This is a genomic window from Cognatundibacterium oligocarboniphilum, assembly GCF_013377855.1.
Lineage (GTDB): Bacteria > Pseudomonadota > Gammaproteobacteria > Burkholderiales > Burkholderiaceae_D > Undibacterium > Undibacterium oligocarboniphilum.
Genome location: NZ_JABXYJ010000003.1, coordinates 162,925 through 180,171, shown reverse-complemented (window position 1 = coordinate 180,171; position 17,247 = coordinate 162,925). Strand labels below are relative to the sequence as shown.

At 54.6% G+C, this 17,247-nt stretch carries 12 protein-coding genes; 5 read left to right on the top strand and 7 right to left on the bottom strand.

Features of this window, described 5'->3' with window-relative positions; all coding sequences use genetic code 11:
- Positions 1-171: 171 nt before the first annotated feature.
- The 3 genes from HV832_RS06120 to HV832_RS06110 form a co-directional block, all read right to left on the bottom strand.
- Entirely contained in the window at positions 172-486 is a 315-nt protein-coding gene (locus HV832_RS06120; RefSeq protein ID WP_176802675.1) for a TM2 domain-containing protein, read from the bottom strand.
- A 192-nt stretch (positions 487-678) separates the two neighbouring features.
- Complete coding sequence (locus HV832_RS06115) at positions 679-1,710, bottom strand: Leu/Phe/Val dehydrogenase (protein WP_176802674.1); 1,032 nt, start codon at positions 1,708-1,710, stop codon at positions 679-681.
- A 244-nt stretch (positions 1,711-1,954) separates the two neighbouring features.
- Complete coding sequence (locus tag HV832_RS06110; protein ID WP_176802673.1) at positions 1,955-2,605, bottom strand: dienelactone hydrolase family protein; 651 nt, start codon at positions 2,603-2,605, stop codon at positions 1,955-1,957.
- Between the two features lie 280 nt (positions 2,606-2,885).
- On the opposite strand from HV832_RS06110, the gene HV832_RS06105 reads away from it, so the two are divergent.
- From HV832_RS06105 to HV832_RS06090, 4 genes are all read left to right on the top strand, one after another.
- Positions 2,886-4,028: an efflux RND transporter periplasmic adaptor subunit gene (locus tag HV832_RS06105; protein WP_317889308.1), complete on the top strand. Its 1,143-nt coding sequence runs from the start codon at positions 2,886-2,888 to the stop codon at positions 4,026-4,028.
- A gap of 3 nt (positions 4,029-4,031) precedes the next feature.
- The gene (locus tag HV832_RS06100; RefSeq protein WP_176802671.1) at positions 4,032-7,223 is read left to right on the top strand and encodes an efflux RND transporter permease subunit; all 3,192 of its coding nucleotides are present in this window, start codon (positions 4,032-4,034) and stop codon (positions 7,221-7,223) included.
- Between the two features lie 218 nt (positions 7,224-7,441).
- Complete coding sequence (locus HV832_RS06095) at positions 7,442-8,998, top strand: POT-type proton-dependent oligopeptide transporter (protein ID WP_176802670.1); 1,557 nt, start codon at positions 7,442-7,444, stop codon at positions 8,996-8,998.
- 333 nt (positions 8,999-9,331) lie between these two features.
- Positions 9,332-9,709 (top strand): TraR/DksA family transcriptional regulator, encoded by a 378-nt coding sequence (locus HV832_RS06090; protein ID WP_176802669.1) that lies wholly within the window; start codon positions 9,332-9,334, stop codon positions 9,707-9,709.
- 142 nt (positions 9,710-9,851) lie between these two features.
- Here the strand turns inward: HV832_RS06090 and HV832_RS06085 are convergent, their stop codons facing one another.
- The gene (locus HV832_RS06085) at positions 9,852-11,270 is read right to left on the bottom strand and encodes a DHA2 family efflux MFS transporter permease subunit (RefSeq protein WP_176802668.1); all 1,419 of its coding nucleotides are present in this window, start codon (positions 11,268-11,270) and stop codon (positions 9,852-9,854) included.
- Between the two features lie 152 nt (positions 11,271-11,422).
- On the opposite strand from HV832_RS06085, the gene HV832_RS06080 reads away from it, so the two are divergent.
- A complete protein-coding gene (locus HV832_RS06080; protein ID WP_176802667.1) occupies positions 11,423-12,127 on the top strand; it encodes a glutathione S-transferase N-terminal domain-containing protein in 705 nt (234 codons plus the stop codon).
- Between the two features lie 77 nt (positions 12,128-12,204).
- On the opposite strand, the gene HV832_RS06075 is transcribed toward HV832_RS06080, so the two are convergent.
- Genes HV832_RS06075 through HV832_RS06065 form a run of 3 tightly spaced genes read right to left on the bottom strand, consistent with a single transcriptional unit; the run spans position 12,205 to position 17,101 of the window.
- The gene (locus HV832_RS06075) at positions 12,205-15,024 is read right to left on the bottom strand and encodes an ATP-binding protein (RefSeq protein ID WP_176802666.1); all 2,820 of its coding nucleotides are present in this window, start codon (positions 15,022-15,024) and stop codon (positions 12,205-12,207) included.
- 5 nt (positions 15,025-15,029) lie between these two features.
- The gene (locus tag HV832_RS06070; protein WP_176802665.1) at positions 15,030-15,737 is read right to left on the bottom strand and encodes a hypothetical protein; all 708 of its coding nucleotides are present in this window, start codon (positions 15,735-15,737) and stop codon (positions 15,030-15,032) included.
- Entirely contained in the window at positions 15,734-17,101 is a 1,368-nt protein-coding gene (locus HV832_RS06065) for a hypothetical protein (RefSeq protein WP_176802664.1), read from the bottom strand. Before HV832_RS06065 ends, HV832_RS06070 begins: the two co-directional genes overlap by 4 nt.
- Positions 17,102-17,247 lie beyond the last annotated feature (146 nt).

Below are 17,247 nucleotides of genomic sequence, written 5' to 3'. Positions count from 1 at the left end.
GTTTTATGCATGGCTGCCGGATGTTTCAGATGAAAAGCCAGCGTTTGCCCATGCTGGAAGTCATCGCGGCATCCGGAAAGGCGTGCGAGGGATTTGCAGAAAAAAACCGGAACAAAACGGAGTACGCCGGAGCCGGCTCAGAAAAATCGCGCCGGTAAGTTGCTGCCGTGATCAGGTCCAGAGATTGATGGTATTGCCCTCACTATCCGTGAAGCTGCCGGCTACGATCATGATGAAATCAATCAGCGCCCAGATACCGAGTCCGCCGAAAGTCAATAGTTGCAAGATGCCGGTGCCGATTTTACCGACGTAAAAGCGGTGAATGCCGAGAAAGCCCACGAAGAAACAGAGTAGTGCGGCAGGCAGGATGCGTTTATTGCTGCTTGTCTGCTGCTTCGGTCCTGTTTGCTGTGCGCCGCAATGCGGGCAATTCAACGCTGTTTCGTGAATTTCTTTTCCACAACCACGACAAAATACCATACCCATCACGGATCCTTTACAGAGTGCCTGCTGATACTGGCTGAAGCGAATATCATAACAAGTTGAATAAAAAATACTACTGAATTCTGGATGCCGAATACCATCGGGCAACAGCCATGCTGTGAAATTGCTGGCAATGGAAATAAAAAAGGCCGCCCGGATACCGGACGGCCTGAGCAGGACCACAGAAGGCGGGGATTATTTTTTGAACCGCGCTTCGGCAATGCGGTCGGCCACTACGCTGGTTGGCAACCGGTCGGCATCCGCTTGTACGAATACTTCAGATAAGGTCTCGCCGATGCGGCGTACATGGGCGTCCAGACCAGTTTCCGGCGTATTCAGGTATTCGTAACATACCTTGATGATGCCGCCGGCGTTAATCACAAAATCCGGTGCGTAGAGGATGCCTTTTTCACGGCAGGCGATGCCCATTTCCGGTGTGGCGAGCTGATTATTGGCAGCACCGGCAATGATTTTTGCTTTCAGGCGCGACAGCGTTTCAGGGTTTACAGTAGCACCCAGCGCGCAGGGCGCATAGATGTCTGCCTGCACATCGTAAATGGCGTCGGTGGCGACGACTTCGGCGCCCAGCTCCGCCTGCGCGCGTGCCAGTGCCGCCTGATCGATGTCTGACACAATCAGTCTGGCGCCAGCTTCTTGCAGACGACGCGCATAATCGTAGCCGACATGTCCCAGACCTTGCAGCGCAACAGTCAGGCCGTCGAAGCTGTCACGTCCGAATTGATGCCGTACTGCCGCCTGCGCACCGACAAAACAGCCTAGTGCGGTGAATGGAGACGGGTCGCCGCGATCTCCCAGTCCTGCCACATAGTTTGTTTTCAGCGCAACGTTTGCCATATCGGCGGGACTGGTGCCGACATCTTCGGCGGTGACGTAGCGGCCGCCCAGACGTTCCAGCGCTTCGCCCAGTGCTTCGAACAGCGCAGGTGTTTTATCCGTTTTCGGGTTTCCGATAATCACGCTCTTGCCGCCACCGATGGGCAGTCCGGCAACTGCGTTTTTATATGTCATACCGCGTGACAGGCGCAATACGTCGCGCACTGCTTCGGCTTCGCTGGAGTAATTCCACATACGGCAGCCGCCCATGGCCGGGCCGAGTTGGGTATTGTGTACGGCGATGATGGCTTTTAAGCCGGATTTGGCTTCTGAGGCGAAGACAACCTGTTCATGGTTGTCAAAATTAATTTCATTGAATACGAAAGCGGTCATGCTTATGGCTCCGCGCAGCAACAGTGATTCACAACGCCGGATAAGGCTGAATCATCGGTCTGCAAAAAATGTTAATAAGAAAAGTCAAAACGGGTCGTGCAATTACAAATTGCCTGCGCTGGCCGGTTTGGCCGCCGCAGACATGGGGCGGTGATTGTGTCACGCGGAGCAGAGTATAAGTGAGGGTGGTCTGTTTACTCAAATCCGGCGCCTTTATTGTGATGGTGCTGTGCAACGCTGCGGGTCAGGCCGTATGGTACATGGATGGATGCAACATGGCGGACAACTCACCCAGATAACGGGTATAGGATTGAACGCAGTATCCGCGGGAATACGCATTCATGAAGCCGTGCTTGCTATCGGAGTGAATTTCTGCAGCGTGTCCGCGTTGACGTAAATCCTGTACCAGTCCCGCCGGTTCAAATGCGGCCTCCTGTTCGGCAAAAATCAGGCGCACCGGACAGGTCGGTCGCAACATGCGGTATTCGCGGATGCGGGAGCCATAAAACAACACGGCATTGCGTATGCAGGAAATGTTTGGATTGACGTTGTTTTCCGGGCTTTCTGCGACGGACAGCCACAATGCACTGGCGCCTGCGCTGAAACCCAGCGCTAACTGAAACGGTATCGCAGCCTGTTCCAGGACATGGGCGATTTTTTCTGTATAGCGGGCGATCCCTCCACCAGCGATAAATGCCTCATAAGCCTCCTGCTCGGAACGGAATGGCCGGGCAGGATCGGCAAACGGCGAAATAATTGTCGCGTCCACAGCCAGCTGTCTGGCCAGGCTGTCGATTGCAGGAGTATGGCCGAAGACGTCGGTCGCGATCAGTGCCGTTGGACGTGAGGGAGAGTGCTCGCTTGCGCGGGAGCTTACTTGAATGGATGCTGACACAACAGAATACGGAAAAGCAAAGGAGGGCGGAGACTAACGGACTTGCATCGGAATTGCAAGGGTGGCGCCACACACGAAAAATAAAATGTCTGATTGACAATTGCTTTCGACGTCATGGATACTGACCGGCTATGGTCTGCTCCCATTAACAAACTGACCTGAAAGCAGGCAAATAAAAGCCATCTGCAACTTTTGTCAGTTTTTAATGTCGGAGCGACCTTCCCAGAATCGAGCTATCCGGAGATTGTCTATGTTGCGACTCAGTTTAATCATAGTATGCATGGCACTTGCCATGAGTGGCTGCAATAAAAAAACGGCTGATCAGGCCAAAACTTCGGCGGCAGCAGAAAAACCGCTCATGATCACCAAGGAAGATTTGTCGATGGTCAGCAGCAATGCACTGGCTTCCGGCCCGGTCATCAATGGCTCGATTCAGCCGGAACGCAAGGCAGACCTGCGTTCCGAAATTTCATCGGTCGTGCTGCAGGTATTGAAGGAAAACGGGGAAGCCGTCAGGCGCGGTGATTTACTGGTCCGGCTGGATGACACCTCGATCAAGGATAGTCTGAATTCTGCACTGGAAGCCGAACGTGCCGCGTTGCAGACCTACGATCAGGCGGAACGTCAGATGCAGCGCCTGAAAACTCTGCGTGCTTCCGGTATGGCTTCGACGCAGCAGCTGGAAGATGCTGAAATCCGCCGGAATAACACGCAAAGCGATCTGGTCGCAGCAAAGGCTCGCACCGTTCAGGCGCGTCAGCAATTGCAGCGCACCGAAGTGCGGGCGCCATTTGATGGCGTCGTCAGTGAACGCAAGGTTTCTGCTGGAGACACGGCCCAGATCGGGAAGGAACTGGTGAAAGTCATTGATCCTGCCAGCATGCGTTTTGAGGGGCTGGTCTCTGCCGATAAAGTGACCAGCGTCAAAATCGGACAGACAGTACGGTTCAGGATCAACGGTTACGCTAACCAGGAATTCAGCGGAAAGGTGAAACGGGTTGATCTGGCAGCGAATGCCACTACCCGGCAGGTGGAGGTATTGGTGAACTTTGCGGAAGGCAGCGTCCAGCCAAGGGTTTCCGGTTTGTTTGCAGAAGGAATGATTGAGGCCGCTTCTGCCGAAACCCTGATGATTCCCGGTTCCGCGCTGATCCGTGATGGCGATAAAGCCTATGCCTGGCGGATCAAGGACGGCGTGCTGCATAAGGTTTCTGTCGTCATCGGTCAGCGTGATGCCCGTCGCGGCGACTATGCCGTGCGTAGCGGCTTGAACAATGGCGATCAGGTGATCAGTAATCCGTTGTCCACACTAAAAGACGGCCAGAAAGTGCAGATGGTGGCATCGGCCGGAGCGATCGCAGCGACGTCCACCGCAGCCAGCGCTGCTTCCGTGTCTGCCGCACCGGCACCAGCAGGAAAATAAACTATGTTCCTTTCCGATTTCAGTATCAAGCGTCCGATTGCGATGATCGTGATTATCATAGCGCTCATGGCTCTGGGTTTGCTGGCGCTTAAAAAACTCAAGGTGAATCAGATTCCCGATGTCGATCAGCCTTTGCTGGTCGTCAGCGTGCCATATCCGGGAGCGTCGCCGGAAACCGTGGAACGGGAAATTATCAACCGCATCGAGAAATCCCTGCAAAGCATTTCCGGTGTGGATAAACTCAGTTCCACGGCTTATGAGGGCAGTGCCAGTATCGTCATTTTTTTTAATTTCAACAAAAATATGGTTGAGGCCTCGGATGAGGTCAGGAATGCGATTGCTGCTGTCCGCTATAAATTACCGGTGGAAATGCGCGAACCGGTGCTGCAGCGGGTAGACCCGTCGGCACAACCGATCATGCAGATTGCGCTATCTTCCAGCACGCTGACGCATGCTGAAATTTCGCGCAAAGCTGAAGATGAATTTTCGGATAAATTCCGTAACATCGATGGGGTGGCGACCGTGAGTGTGAACGGTTCACTGAAACGGGAACTCAGTGTGCTGCTGAGTGCGCAGAAGCTGCGTGAATACAATGTTTCTGTGGCAGAGGTGGTGACTGCGCTGAAAAACCAGAACACCACGGCGCCGGTTGGCAAGGTCAAAGGCCCGCTGAATGAACAAAGCATTCGTCTGATCGGACGGATTGAGTCGCCGGAAGAATTCAAGGCCATCGTCATCAAGCGGCGCGGCAATGAAGTGATCCGCCTTGCACAGGTCGCGGATACGGCAGATGGTTTTGCTGAAATCAGCGGTTTCAGTATGCGCAACGGCCATCCGAACGTCGGGATTTCCATTACCCGTTCACGCGATGCCAGCACGGTTTCGGTGGCAAACCGGGTGCGCACGATGGTGGCGGAAATTAATAAAACGCTGCCGGCCGGCACGACCATGGAAATCACCCAGGATGGCGGAAAAGATGCGGAGAGCAGCCTGGATAACGTCATCGAATCTTTGATTTTCGGTGCGGTGCTGACGATTTTTGTGGTGTATGTGTTCCTGAACTCGTGGCGCTCGACCCTGATTACGGCGCTGAGCCTGCCGACTTCGGTGGTGGCTGCTTTTATCGCAATCTGGTTATCCGGTTTTACACTGAATTTCATGACGCTGCTCGGCCTGTCGCTGGCCATCGGTGTGCTGATTGATGATGCGATCGTGGTACGTGAGAATATTGTCCGTCACATGGAAATGGGCGTTGACCGTAAAACGGCTGCGAGCAATGGCACCAGGGAAATCGGTCTGGCAGTGGCGGCTACCACGTTTTCGATTATTGCTGTGTTTATTCCGGTGGCATTCATGCCTGGTATTTCGGGGGAATGGTTCCGTCCGTTTGCATTGACAGTCGCCAGCTCGGTGCTGGTGAGTTTGTTCATCTCCTTCACACTGGACCCGATGTTGTCGGCCTATTGGGGCGATCCGCCGGGTCATCATGAGCAGCCGAAAAAAGGTATCAGCCGTTGGCTGGCAAAATTCAATACCTGGTTTGATCATCAATCCGACCGCTATGGTCACGTGATTGCGTGGGCGCTGCATCACCGGGTCTGGATGGCAGTGATTGCCGGTGCGTCTTTTGTCGGTGCGCTCGTTTTACACGCAACGCTGGGCGGTTCGAGTTTTTTACCGGCGGCGGATAACGGCTCTCTGTTGGTGAATGTCCGTACGCCATCGAGTTCCAGTCTCGAATATTCGCGGCTGAAAGTCGAGAAAGCGGCAGAACTGGCGCGTACCATATCCGAAACCAAGGCAACCAACAGCACCGTTAACCTGAGTGGTGGTAGGGTGTACGTGGATATCGGCAAGAGTACCGAGCGCAAGCGTTCTGCGGCAGAAATTGCGGTCGAACTACGACAACTGGTGGCGCAAATCATCGGTGCCGAATATGTGGTGCAGGACGATCTGAATAATGGTGGCGGCAAGCCGGTGCAGATTCAGTTCTCCGGGCCGGATGCCCGCAAGCTGCTGGAGATCGCCAATGATTTCATGGAAAAACTCAGGAAAGTCCCGGGTGCAGTCGATGTCGGCTTGTCGGAACAGGAGCCGAAAGATGAACTCCAGATCGAGATGGACCGGGGTTTGGCGAATTCACTCGGCATTTCCGTCAATGATGCGGCGCAGGCGTTGCGGGTGGCATTCGCCGGTGTTGAAGTGGGTGACTGGGTAGATCCGACCGGCGAAGCCCGTGATGTAGCGGTTCGCTTGCAGCCGGAAGATCGGGTCAATCTGGAAAACATCGAACGTCTGCCGATTTCGGTGACCGGCAGCGATAAAATGGTGCCGTTGGAACAGATCGCCAGAATCACGATGGGCAAAGGGCCGTCACAGATTCAGCACTTTGATGGCAAGCGCATGATTGCGGTGTCTGCCAATGCGCAGGGACGATCTTCCGGTGAAGTCACTTCCGATGCGTTGGCGCTGGCGAAGTCGATCAATTTCCCGACCGGTTATGCACTGGAACTCGGTGGTGCTGCACGTTCGCAGAAAGAGCTGTTTTCGGAAATGGCGATTGCATTGGTGATGGGAATCGGGCTGATGTATCTGATTCTGGTCATGCAGTTCGGCTCATTCACGGCACCGGTGGCCGTCATGTTGTCGTTGCCGCTGAGTCTGATCGGTGTGGTGCTGGCGCTGTTACTGACACATGGCACGCTGAATCTGATGAGTTTTATCGGCATCATTATGCTCATGGGGCTGGTCGCCAAGAATGCGATCCTGCTGCTTGACTGCGCCCGTGAACGCGAACGCGAAGGCTTTGACCGGGAGGATGCGCTGATGTATGCAGGTCGCAAGCGCCTGCGTCCTATCTTGATGACTACGTTTGCACTGATCGCCGGTATGTTGCCGGTGGCGATCGGCTTGGGTGAGGGCGGTGAGTTTTATCGCCCGCTGGCTATTGCCATCATTGGCGGAACGGTGACGTCAACTTTGCTGACGCTGCTGGTGGTACCGACTTTCTACGACAGCATAGAAATCAACTATGACAGGATGAAGGCCAAATTCCACCGGCGTGACGCCCGCTGGAATACGGTGATTGCATTTGTGTTGACGTTCGCAGAGGCGATACTTACTTTATTGTTGATTCGCTTCCTGTTCCGCCTGCCCTTCCGTTTCGCTGGTTGGCTGCGCTCAAAACGCCGCTGATGCCTGCGCCAGCGTTCTCCGGCAGATGCCAGAAACCGGCCGGAGAGTCGCTGCAACAAACGGTGGACGGGGTATGCTTGACTTGCCGGTTTCAAATCAGGATACTGCGATGAGCGTTCTGTGACAAACCGTTACAAACGATGATTTCCATTCATAACGGCCTTTATCCGGGCCGTTTATTCATTTTAATCACAACAACAATTGAACTGGAGAGACTCATGACTCAAGAAGCCGGACAGCCAGCACAGGCGAAGATGCCACGGCAGATTCCGTACATCATTGCCAACGAAGGCTGCGAACGTTTCAGCTTTTACGGGATGCGCAATATCCTGACACCGTTCCTGATTACCAGTCTGTTGCTGTCTATGCCTGAGCAACTGCGTGCAGGCATGGCGAAAGAGATTTTCCATACTTTTGTGATTGGCGTGTATTTCTTTCCTTTGCTGGGCGGCTGGATCGCCGACCGTTTTTTCGGTAAATACAATACCGTGTTCTGGCTGAGTCTGGTCTACTGCGCGGGTCATGCCTGTCTCGCGATTTTTGAGAATAGCCGTAATGGTTTTTTTACCGGTTTATTTTTGATTGCATTGGGTTCCGGCGGCATCAAGCCGCTGGTAGCATCTTTTGTCGGCGACCAGTTTGACCAGAGTAACCGCAGTCTGGCGCAGAAAGTGTTTGACGGTTTTTACTGGATCATCAATTTCGGTTCCTTTTTCGCGTCCTTGCTGATGCCGGTTTTCCTGAAGCAGTTTGGCGCCAGTGTCGCTTTCGGTATTCCGGGTCTGCTGATGCTGATCGCAACGATTGTGTTCTGGTCTGGCCGCGTCAGATATGTTTATGTGCCGCTGGCACCGAAAGATCCGCATTCTTTCCTGAATGTCGTTCGTACGGCGCTCAGCAGCGCGACGCCGGGGCAGGACAGAAACGGCTTTTATGTAGCCGTGCTGGGTCTGGTGTTAGCAGGTGGAAGCCTGTTCCTGATTCCGCAAATCGGTATCGTGGCGGCACTGTGTCTGGCGCTGGTGATGGTGCTGGGTTGCGGCGGCATGGGATCGTGGATGCAGCTGGAGCGCGCCCGCAGCGCACATCCGGATGAGGCGGTGGACGGCGTGCGTGCCGTGTTGCGGGTACTGGTGGTGTTTGCGCTGGTGACGCCTTTCTGGTCGCTGTTTGATCAGAAAGCATCGACCTGGGTATTGCAGGCGGATTTGATGACGAAACCTTCCTGGTTTCAGTCAGCTCAGATGCAGGCGCTGAATCCGATGCTGGTGATGCTGTTGATTCCGTTTAATAATCTGGTGTTGTTTCCCTTGCTGAAACGGATCGGGATTGAGCTGACCGCGTTGCGCCGGATGGGACTGGGAATCGCCTTTTCCGGACTGGCATGGATTGTCGTCGGCTTCATGCAGCTGGCGATTGATCATGGTGATGCGCTGACGATTACCTGGCAGATTCTGCCTTATGCCTTGCTGACTTTTGGTGAAGTGCTGGTATCGGCAACCGGGCTGGAATTTGCATACAGCCAGGCGCCGCTGGCGATGAAGGGCGTGATCATGAGCTTCTGGAATCTGTCGGTGACGATCGGTAATCTGTGGGTGTTGCTGGCGAATTCCAGCGTCAAGAGCGACGCCGTCACGGCACAGATTAAAACAACCGGTATCAGTGTGACGGCATTCCAGATGTTCTTTTTTGCCGGATTTGCGCTGCTGGCAGCCTTGCTGTTTGCGCTGTATGCCAGAAGTTACAAGATGCAGAATAACTATCGCACATCCTGAGCGGTTTTGCCGATATCGTCGGTATGGGCTGGAAAAACAAAAAAGCCGCATGACAACAGCATGCGGTTTTTTCTCATTCAGGCTTATTTCAGATTTCTGTCATAACTTGTCATGGCGAGCTCGGCCGCCTGTTTTACCTCAGTATGATTAACCCGTAAAACAGGATTTGAATTTAAAAATAGCATCGGGATATACTGATGCACAATCGGTAGGCAGCTGTCCTGTACAGTTTTTTTCTGAATCAACCATCCAGCAGCGAGATTGCGGTGAATCAAAGTTCATCCGGGTTGGCGGAGTAATCTGGATCTGTGATCTTCATTTTAAGGAGCCGATATGAGTCTCAGCAATGCACAGCAGGAAAATCTGAAAAAACGGCTGGAGCAGATGAAGCAGCAGATTGAGGAGGACTTGCGCCACCATAATCCGGGCAAGCTGGACGCCGGTGCCGGCGAAGGTGACTCCGTGACCAATGATGTCATCAGCCATGACACGATGGCGCAATATCTGCATCAGCATGAGGAATGGCAGGCGCTGCAGAGAGCACAGGCGCGTCTGGCGGAAAACATTGCCGATATTTGCCAGGAATGCGGAGTGCTGATTCCCTTTGCCCGCCTCGAGGCCGAGCCGACCGCAGAACGCTGCATCGCTTGTCAGGAAAAAATGGAGGCAGAGCAGCAGCGCCTGCATATCCATACGCACAACAGCATGTGAGACTGCGCCGGAATTCAGCAGGAACAAATAAAAGGAGCCGCACGGCTCCTTTTTAGTTTGACTGTGCTGTCTCAGCAATCATCTGTCCATGGTATCTAAATTCTTTTCTGGTGAATGACGCACTAATGAGATAACGATGGATTTATTGCGTACCTTTGGAAACGCTTTCACCGTCTTTCGATTTCAGGCTCCAGAAACTGAGAGAAGAAATCAGCGTCATGACGCCGAGCGTCAGAAACGCATGATGCAGTGCCGAGGTCACTGCCAGTTGATCCGATTGCGGCAGACCGCTCAAAAACCAGGCGGTGACCAGTGAGCCGCAGGCCAGGCCAAAGCTCATCGACATCTGTTGCAGGGTGCTGGCGATGGTGCTGGCCATGCTGGAATCCGCTGGCGGGATATCGGCATAGGCCATTGAATTCATACTGGTGAACTGCAGAGAATTGAATAAACCCTGGGCAAGTCCGAGCGCCACGATCAGATATACCGGCGTAGCCGGTGTAATCAGGGAAAAAGTGAAAATCGTCAGGCCGATCATCAGGGTATTAATAATCAACACCTGCTTGTAGCCGAAGCGCTGCAACACTCTGGCTGCAATCAGCTTCATGCCCATGGCCGCTGCTGCCGAGGGCATCATCAGCATGCCGGACTGCCATGCGGGCAGGCCGAGTCCCAGCTGATACAACAGCGGCAGCAGGAAGGGCATACCGCCCATACCAAGCCGGGTGACGAAGCCGCCGACCACGCTGACACGGAAAGTGCGCACCCGAAACAGGTTCAGATTCAGTAGCGGAAAACTGGTGCGCTGTGAATGCAGTACGTAGCCGCCGAGTAGCAGAAAAGCCAGCAGAAACAGTATCGCCGTCAGCTGCAGCGAAATCGTGTGTTCGTCAAAAATTTCCAGCAGCCAGGACAGCAACGCGGCACCGCTGCCGAACAGCACCAGACCGCGCAGATCGAGTGGCCGCGGCTGGTCGCCATGGTAGTCCGGCATATGCCGGTGAATCAGGTATTGGGCAATCAGGCCGACCGGCACATTGATGAAAAAAATCGCCCGCCATGACACCCAGTGGACGATCAGCCCACCCACCGTCGGCCCTAACAAGGGGCCGATCAGCGCAGGAATAATCACGAAATTCATGGCAGCCAGCAATTCGGACTTCGGAAATGTCCTGACAATGGTCAGGCGTCCGACCGGCATCATCATCGCAGCCCCCAGCCCTTGCAGGATGCGTGCGACCACCAGCATCGATAAGTTGATGGATAGTCCACACATGACGGATGACAGCGTAAAGACAGCCACCGCGATGCTGAACACGCGCCGGGTGCCGAAGCGGTCGGCAATCCAGCCGCTGACCGGAATGCCGACTGCCAGACTCAGGATATAACTGGTGACCACTGCTTTGAGACTCAGCGGATTGACGGCCAGACTGGCTGCCATCGAAGGCACTGCGGTGTTGATAATGGTGGAGTCGAGCTGCTCCATGAATAGCGCCGTAGCGACCACCCATGGCAGATATTGTTTCACACGGGATGCTTCAATGGTTGTGCTGGCAGACATGAGGAATACCGGTGCCGACGAAAGCGAAAATCATAACACCGAGTCCGCTGCATCGTTGTATGGCAATGTTACGGGAGGCGATCAATGCAATGCCATCGGCCCTGCAGAAATTATGCTATCGTCGCCTCACCATTTTTTCTATGAGGTGTTGCATGAGCATTCTCTCCGCTTTTCCAGTCACAAACAAATGGCCTGCCCGCCATCCGGAGCGCATCCAGCTGTATTCTCTGCCTACCCCGAATGGTGTGAAAGTCTCGGTCATGCTGGAGGAAACCGGTCTGCCCTATGAAGCGCATCTGATTGATTTCAATACGGATGACCAGTTGTCTGCCGAGTTTTTATCGCTGAATCCGAATAATAAAATCCCTGCCATCATTGACCCGGACGGCCCCGGACACCAACCACTGTCATTGTTTGAATCGGGCGCGATCCTGATTTATCTGGCAGAGAAATCCGGCCAGTTTTTACCGGTCGATCCGGCATTGCGTTATCAGGCGCTGCAGTGGCTGATGTTTCAGATGGGCGGCATCGGCCCCATGTTTGGTCAGGTCGGTTTCTTTCACAAATTCGCCGGCAGGATGTATGAAGACAAACGTCCGCTGGAGCGTTATGTGAATGAGTCAAAGCGTCTGCTGAATGTGCTCAACCAGCATCTGCGCGACCGCCAGTGGCTGTGCGGCAGCGAATACAGTATTGCCGACATCGCGACTTTTCCGTGGGTCAGAAACCTGACGGGTTTTTACGAGGCGGGTGATCTGGTCGGGTTTTCGGATTTTCCCGAAGTACAGCGTGTGCTGGAGCAATTTCTGCAAAGACCGGCAGTACAGCGCGGCTTAGTGATCCCGTCGTGCGACTGATAGCGTTTGTCAGATTTTGCTGCGCTTGACCCTGATCCGATAACGACAGGATAAGCGCAGCAGAAAGATGCAGAATATTAGCGGGCCTCTTTAGTTTGCTTCCTCTGCAATACAAAAATCGGTTGCGCCCATTCGGTGTCTTTTTTCTTTTTACTGGTGATCAGCGTCAGTTCCGACGGGTCATAGACATCAGTATTGTGCGTCAGCGGTGTGGTCATCAGGTACTGGGCATCGGTGTTTTTCAGAAATTCACCGACCAGCTGAATATTGCGGATATCCAGATGGGCGAACGGTTCGTCGATGAATACAAAGCCGCCTGAGCCGTCTTCCGATTTCAATAAACCGATCAGCAGGATCAGCGATTTCATCACCTGCTGTCCGCCGGAGGCTTCGCCGTCGTTCATGCCGATCGGACCTTTGCCGTCGAATTTGAAGCGCACATGCAGGCCGGCCTGGGACAGTTGTATATCGTCGTTTTCCAGCTTGACCGGATCGGTATGCACCTCGATGCCCGCCAGCTCGCCGAGCTGTTTAATATTTTTACTGTAGGCCTTGATGGTGTAGCGCAGTCTGTCCATGTAGGCAGCGCGGGCATTGATGGTGGCTTCGATGGCGCGGTTATTCTGATAGCGACGTTCATCGGTTTCTGCTTGCCGACCCTGCAGCAGCGTATTGAGTCGCATGTATTGATCGACCACGGTGGCATCGGTTTCCCAGTCGTCGCGGGCCAGATTATTGGCGAGGCTGCGGATGCGTAATTCGACCTGATGCACATTTTCATGTTCAGCCACCAGTTCCTGACGATGTGAAGTCCGTTTCCATTGCGGCGGCAGGTTATGCCAGGTATCGCGCATGGTGCGCAGGGTTTCAAACTGCACCTTGCGTTCTTCTGCATGGCGTTTTTCCAGGCTGCGCGATTGTGATTCTGCATCGGCAATCGCGGCTTTTGCCTGTTCCCATTTGAGGTGCGTGACGGAGCGTTGCTCAGTCGCTGCTTTCAGTAATGGCGCCAGCTCTCCCAGCCGGCTGCCGGTTTCGATGCGCTGTTGTTTCAGCGGTTGGATATTGCGGCTGGCTTCTTCAAATTCGGCATGACGGGCGCTCAGTTCCTTGGCGGCATCAACGCCGGCCAGACGCGCTTTGTAACTGCTGATTTCACCTGCCAGTTTGCTGATATTCATGGTCAGCACGTCTTCTTGTGATTGCAGGCGCGGCAGCGATTTCAGCAAGGCTTCCAGGCGCTGGGTACGTCCGGCGTTGCCGAAGCGGTAGCGCGATACCTCGACGAATAAAGAGCGGCCGCCGCGACGTTCAAAATGGTAGGCATCGGGAGTAATCCATTCCTGCGATCTGGGTAATTTCATACCGGCTTCAACAGAAGGTACGGTGTCGATGCGCTGCAATTGTTCAATCAGCCAGCCCGGTGCCTGTGCTGTGAAATTCACCACCGACAGCAGACTCTTGTCCCGGACCAACGGTGCACTGACGCGCTCCGGTACGATGAAGTGGCTATATTTCTGCTTTTCACCGATGCGGTAGGCGGCGCTGGCGTCGCTGGCTTTATCGAGCAGAATCACCGAGGTATAGCCGCGCAGAACGCCTTCGACCGCTCCCTGCCATTGCGAATCGGTGACTTCGACGATATCGGTCAGCATGCAGTGGGCAATGCCGGCATCGTTCAGTGCACGCCGCATCAGGCGGACGTTTTCCGGGTCGGGCAGTGAAGATTTGCCCTGCAATGCGGCGATGGTATCCATCTCTGCGGCAATACGCTGGCTCAGGCTGTCGCGATCAAGTTTCAACCGTGAGAGTTCGGCTTCTTTTTTCTCCAGATCGTCGGCAATGTTGGCGACATCGGCATCGACTTCCGCGGCCAGCTTTTGCAGTCGCGCTTTTTGTTCGAGCAGGCTTTCCTGCGGCTTTAATTTGGCATTGATTTGCTGCAGTTTTTCACGCAGGGTGAATTCTTCCGCTTCCAGTGCGGTTTCGGCTTCCCGGGCTTCTGTCACCAGTTGCGCCTGCTGCGCAAGTTGCTGCCTGCGTTCCGAAAGAGCCTGGTCCTGGGTTTTCAGAAAGCGGCGTGAGGCGCGCAGTGCCTGACTGGTGGCAGCGGCTTTTTCCAGTGCTTCATGGTATTGCAGCGTCGGCAGGATTTCTTCCTGCAGGTCGCGTTTTTCCCTGCCCAGACTTTCGTACTGGTGGTAGTTTGCCACCTTCAGACGCAGACCTTCCAGATTGGTTTTGGCTGCTTCGAGTTCGGTTTCAAAACGCTGCAGTTCTATTTCGGTATCGTGCTGATGGCGTTTGGCATCGTCATACGCGTCCAGCACTTCCTTGTCGCCGAATACCTGAAATACCAGATCGAGCAGCTGACGCGGCGCGTATTCGCACAGCTTGTCGGTTTCACCCTGTTCCAGTGCCAGCACTTTGCCCATGGCGTTCGACAGACCGGCATGAGATAAGCGTTTGCGGTAACTTTCCACACCCAGCCAGTCGCTGGCTTCCAGCACTTCTTCAATCTCGGTTTTACCGCCGCGCATCAGGTATTGGCGTTTCCAGTCGCCGCCGTTCTTTTCAATTTTGCAGAACAGCGTGACTTCATCTTCGTACAGACCGGACATGCGGAATGGGCGATTAGAAATCTGCGGGCCGACCGCGCTGTTATCGACCACTGCCCTGATCCAGGCGGTCTGCTGTCCGGAATGGCGGGCATAGTGTTTGTAAGAACGCCCCATCGAGCATTCAAGTCCGAACAAGGTACGCAGCGCATCGAGCAACGTGGTTTTACCGGAGCCGTTTTGTCCGGCAATGGTGATGATCTTGGCGTCAAGCGGAATATTTTTAATCCGCTGCCAGTAATCCCAATGGACGAGTTCGAGAGATTTGATATGAAACATGGGGCTTATTGATCTTCCGTAGAGTCTGTCGTATCCGGCGCAACCGATTCATCTGCAACGGGCATGCCGAGTACCGCCGGCGTGCGGGTTGCCGGAATCTGGAAAATATCGGACAGTGCGCCGTTGATGATGCGGTCTTTCAGGGTGTCGGTATCCATCAGCAGATCGAGCAGCGGACCTTCGCAGATCAGGTCGCCCTTGCGTTCGATAAAGCCGATACGGGCGAGCTGGCCGAGATTCATGTCCATGCGGGTTTTTTTGCCGAGCTTGTCGCCGAAATCGGCCAGCAGCGCACGGTATGAAATGCCGATCGAGGTATCTTCCGCGCGCGGCAGAGGTTTTTCTTTGCCGAACATATCGTTCTGGTCTTCTTCGGCCAGCTGATGCGCTTCCTGGCGTTCGCGTTTAGGCAGGATGATCAGCGACCACAACACCACCAGCAGCGCAACGCCATCGCGAGCGAGGCCGACATTATTGTTCTGCCAGGTTTCGCGGGTGCCGAATACTTTGGCTTCGCTGTCGCGGGTGAGCGCCAGCGTCACGTAATCGGCATACACATTGTCGATAAATTTCATACCGCAGGCTTTCAGACGCCCGTCGAGATCGGCACGGAATAATTCATCCGACAAGGCGCGTTTAACCAGTTTGTCATCACGGCGCAGGGTTTGATGCGCGAGCAGGCGCGCAATCAGGATTTGTGCATCTTCAGTCATGGTGTGTCTCTGATGGGTTCCCGGTGTGCCGTTGCATCGTCGGCATTGTGGTCCGCGGTGTCGGGGGCAACGGCTGCTGCAGTCAGGCTGGCGACGGAAATCGCCGCGACATGCGGATCATTGAGTTTTTGCATTTTGTCTTTGGAATGAAATTCCAACGGCAGCCGTGCCAGTGTCGCGGTGGCGCCTTGCAAGGCAGATTCATTGGCGTCCCCCAGCAGCGGCAGCATTGATGCACGATAAGAGGCGATCGCAAAACTGGCTGGCAGCAGGATATCCTGCAGGGCCAGCGGTTTGGTGCGGGCGTCAGAGCGGCTCAGCAATCCCAGCCAGTGATCCAGCTCATGCAGGGCGTCGCTGTCGTCATTGGCGACGGCGACCGCATTTTCACCCGCCGGCAGCGCGCCAGCGACGGCGGAGATGCGATGGCTCAGCAATTCGCTTTCTGCAACGTCGATCATTTCAGACGGGGTGATGAACAGCGGAGTCACCGGTTGCGCCAGCGCACCGTCAGCCAGCGCGGCCAGATCGTCTTTTTGCAGCAGCCAGGTTTTGATGTCGGTAGTGGACAGGCCGGATTGCCCCAGATGCACGCGTTGCCGCTCAATCTGGTTCAGCGCCCGCGAGAACATCCCCTGCATATTCAACAGGGCGCTCTGAGCGCGGCCAATCGCCTGCGCGGCGCGATGCGTGGCGGCATCGGCGCGCTCGTCGTGGGTGATGGCGTGGATAATCTGCGAACCTTTCTCCACCCAGTCGCAGGCGGTGTGCCATTTTTTCTGGGCTGTCCGCAATTGGAATTCGGAGCCGGAGGCAATCGCATCGGAAAATTCTTCGGTCAGTTCAATCAGGCGGCCCAGCAGGTGATGCAGTTGTTCGACTGAAACGCCGCCGACTGCCTGCGCACCGGCGACCTGCGTCAGCATATAGCTCATTTCGGCCTGATCCTGATTCTGTTCGGTATGAATCAGTGATTCGAGTGCCGCCAGTACATTGCGGGCAGTCGGCGTAATGCGGTAGACCGACTGGCTTGCGTCCCATACCAGCAGGCCGGTGGAGCGCAGGCGCGACAGCACAGTTTCCAGCGCATCCGGCTCCAGATAACCCAGCTTGGCGTTGATATCGGCGCGGCTGACCGCCGGCGATTCGACATCGGACGCCAGTTCGCGCAGCACCAGGAGACGCAGCAACACGCCGTTAAATCCGCCGTGAAACAGCGCAGTGAATGCCTGCACGACAGGCTGGGCGCGCTTTAAGGGAGAAACGGCGGCAACGTCATCGGGGGAAATACCAGTTTTGAAATACGTCTGCAGAGCCAGGTCTTCGCCGCTCTGGACGTGAACGTCGTCACTAAAATTTTGCATACGGCATTTTACCTGCTTGTACCGGGCTTGAATATTGTCGTTTATTTAATGTGTGGCCGATGGTTTGTCGCCCTCACTTTTCTGGCAGACGGTCATTAAAATCTGGTATAGGATGTTTTTATCTGGTGAAACATCCATGCTATATA

Coding starts and splice junctions, on each gene's coding strand:
- HV832_RS06065 (WP_176802664.1), bottom strand. CDS start 17,101: ATGCAAAATTTTAGTGACGACGTTCACGTCCAGAGCGGCGAAGACCTG.
- HV832_RS06075 (WP_176802666.1), bottom strand. CDS start 15,024: ATGTTTCATATCAAATCTCTCGAACTCGTCCATTGGGATTACTGGCAG.
- HV832_RS06085 (WP_176802668.1), bottom strand. CDS start 11,270: ATGTCTGCCAGCACAACCATTGAAGCATCCCGTGTGAAACAATATCTG.
- HV832_RS06100 (WP_176802671.1), top strand. CDS start 4,032: ATGTTCCTTTCCGATTTCAGTATCAAGCGTCCGATTGCGATGATCGTG.
- HV832_RS06095 (WP_176802670.1), top strand. CDS start 7,442: ATGACTCAAGAAGCCGGACAGCCAGCACAGGCGAAGATGCCACGGCAG.
- HV832_RS06105 (WP_317889308.1), top strand. CDS start 2,886: ATGGCACTTGCCATGAGTGGCTGCAATAAAAAAACGGCTGATCAGGCC.
- HV832_RS06090 (WP_176802669.1), top strand. CDS start 9,332: ATGAGTCTCAGCAATGCACAGCAGGAAAATCTGAAAAAACGGCTGGAG.
- HV832_RS06070 (WP_176802665.1), bottom strand. CDS start 15,737: ATGACTGAAGATGCACAAATCCTGATTGCGCGCCTGCTCGCGCATCAA.
- HV832_RS06120 (WP_176802675.1), bottom strand. CDS start 486: ATGGGTATGGTATTTTGTCGTGGTTGTGGAAAAGAAATTCACGAAACA.
- HV832_RS06080 (WP_176802667.1), top strand. CDS start 11,423: ATGAGCATTCTCTCCGCTTTTCCAGTCACAAACAAATGGCCTGCCCGC.
- HV832_RS06115 (WP_176802674.1), bottom strand. CDS start 1,710: ATGACCGCTTTCGTATTCAATGAAATTAATTTTGACAACCATGAACAG.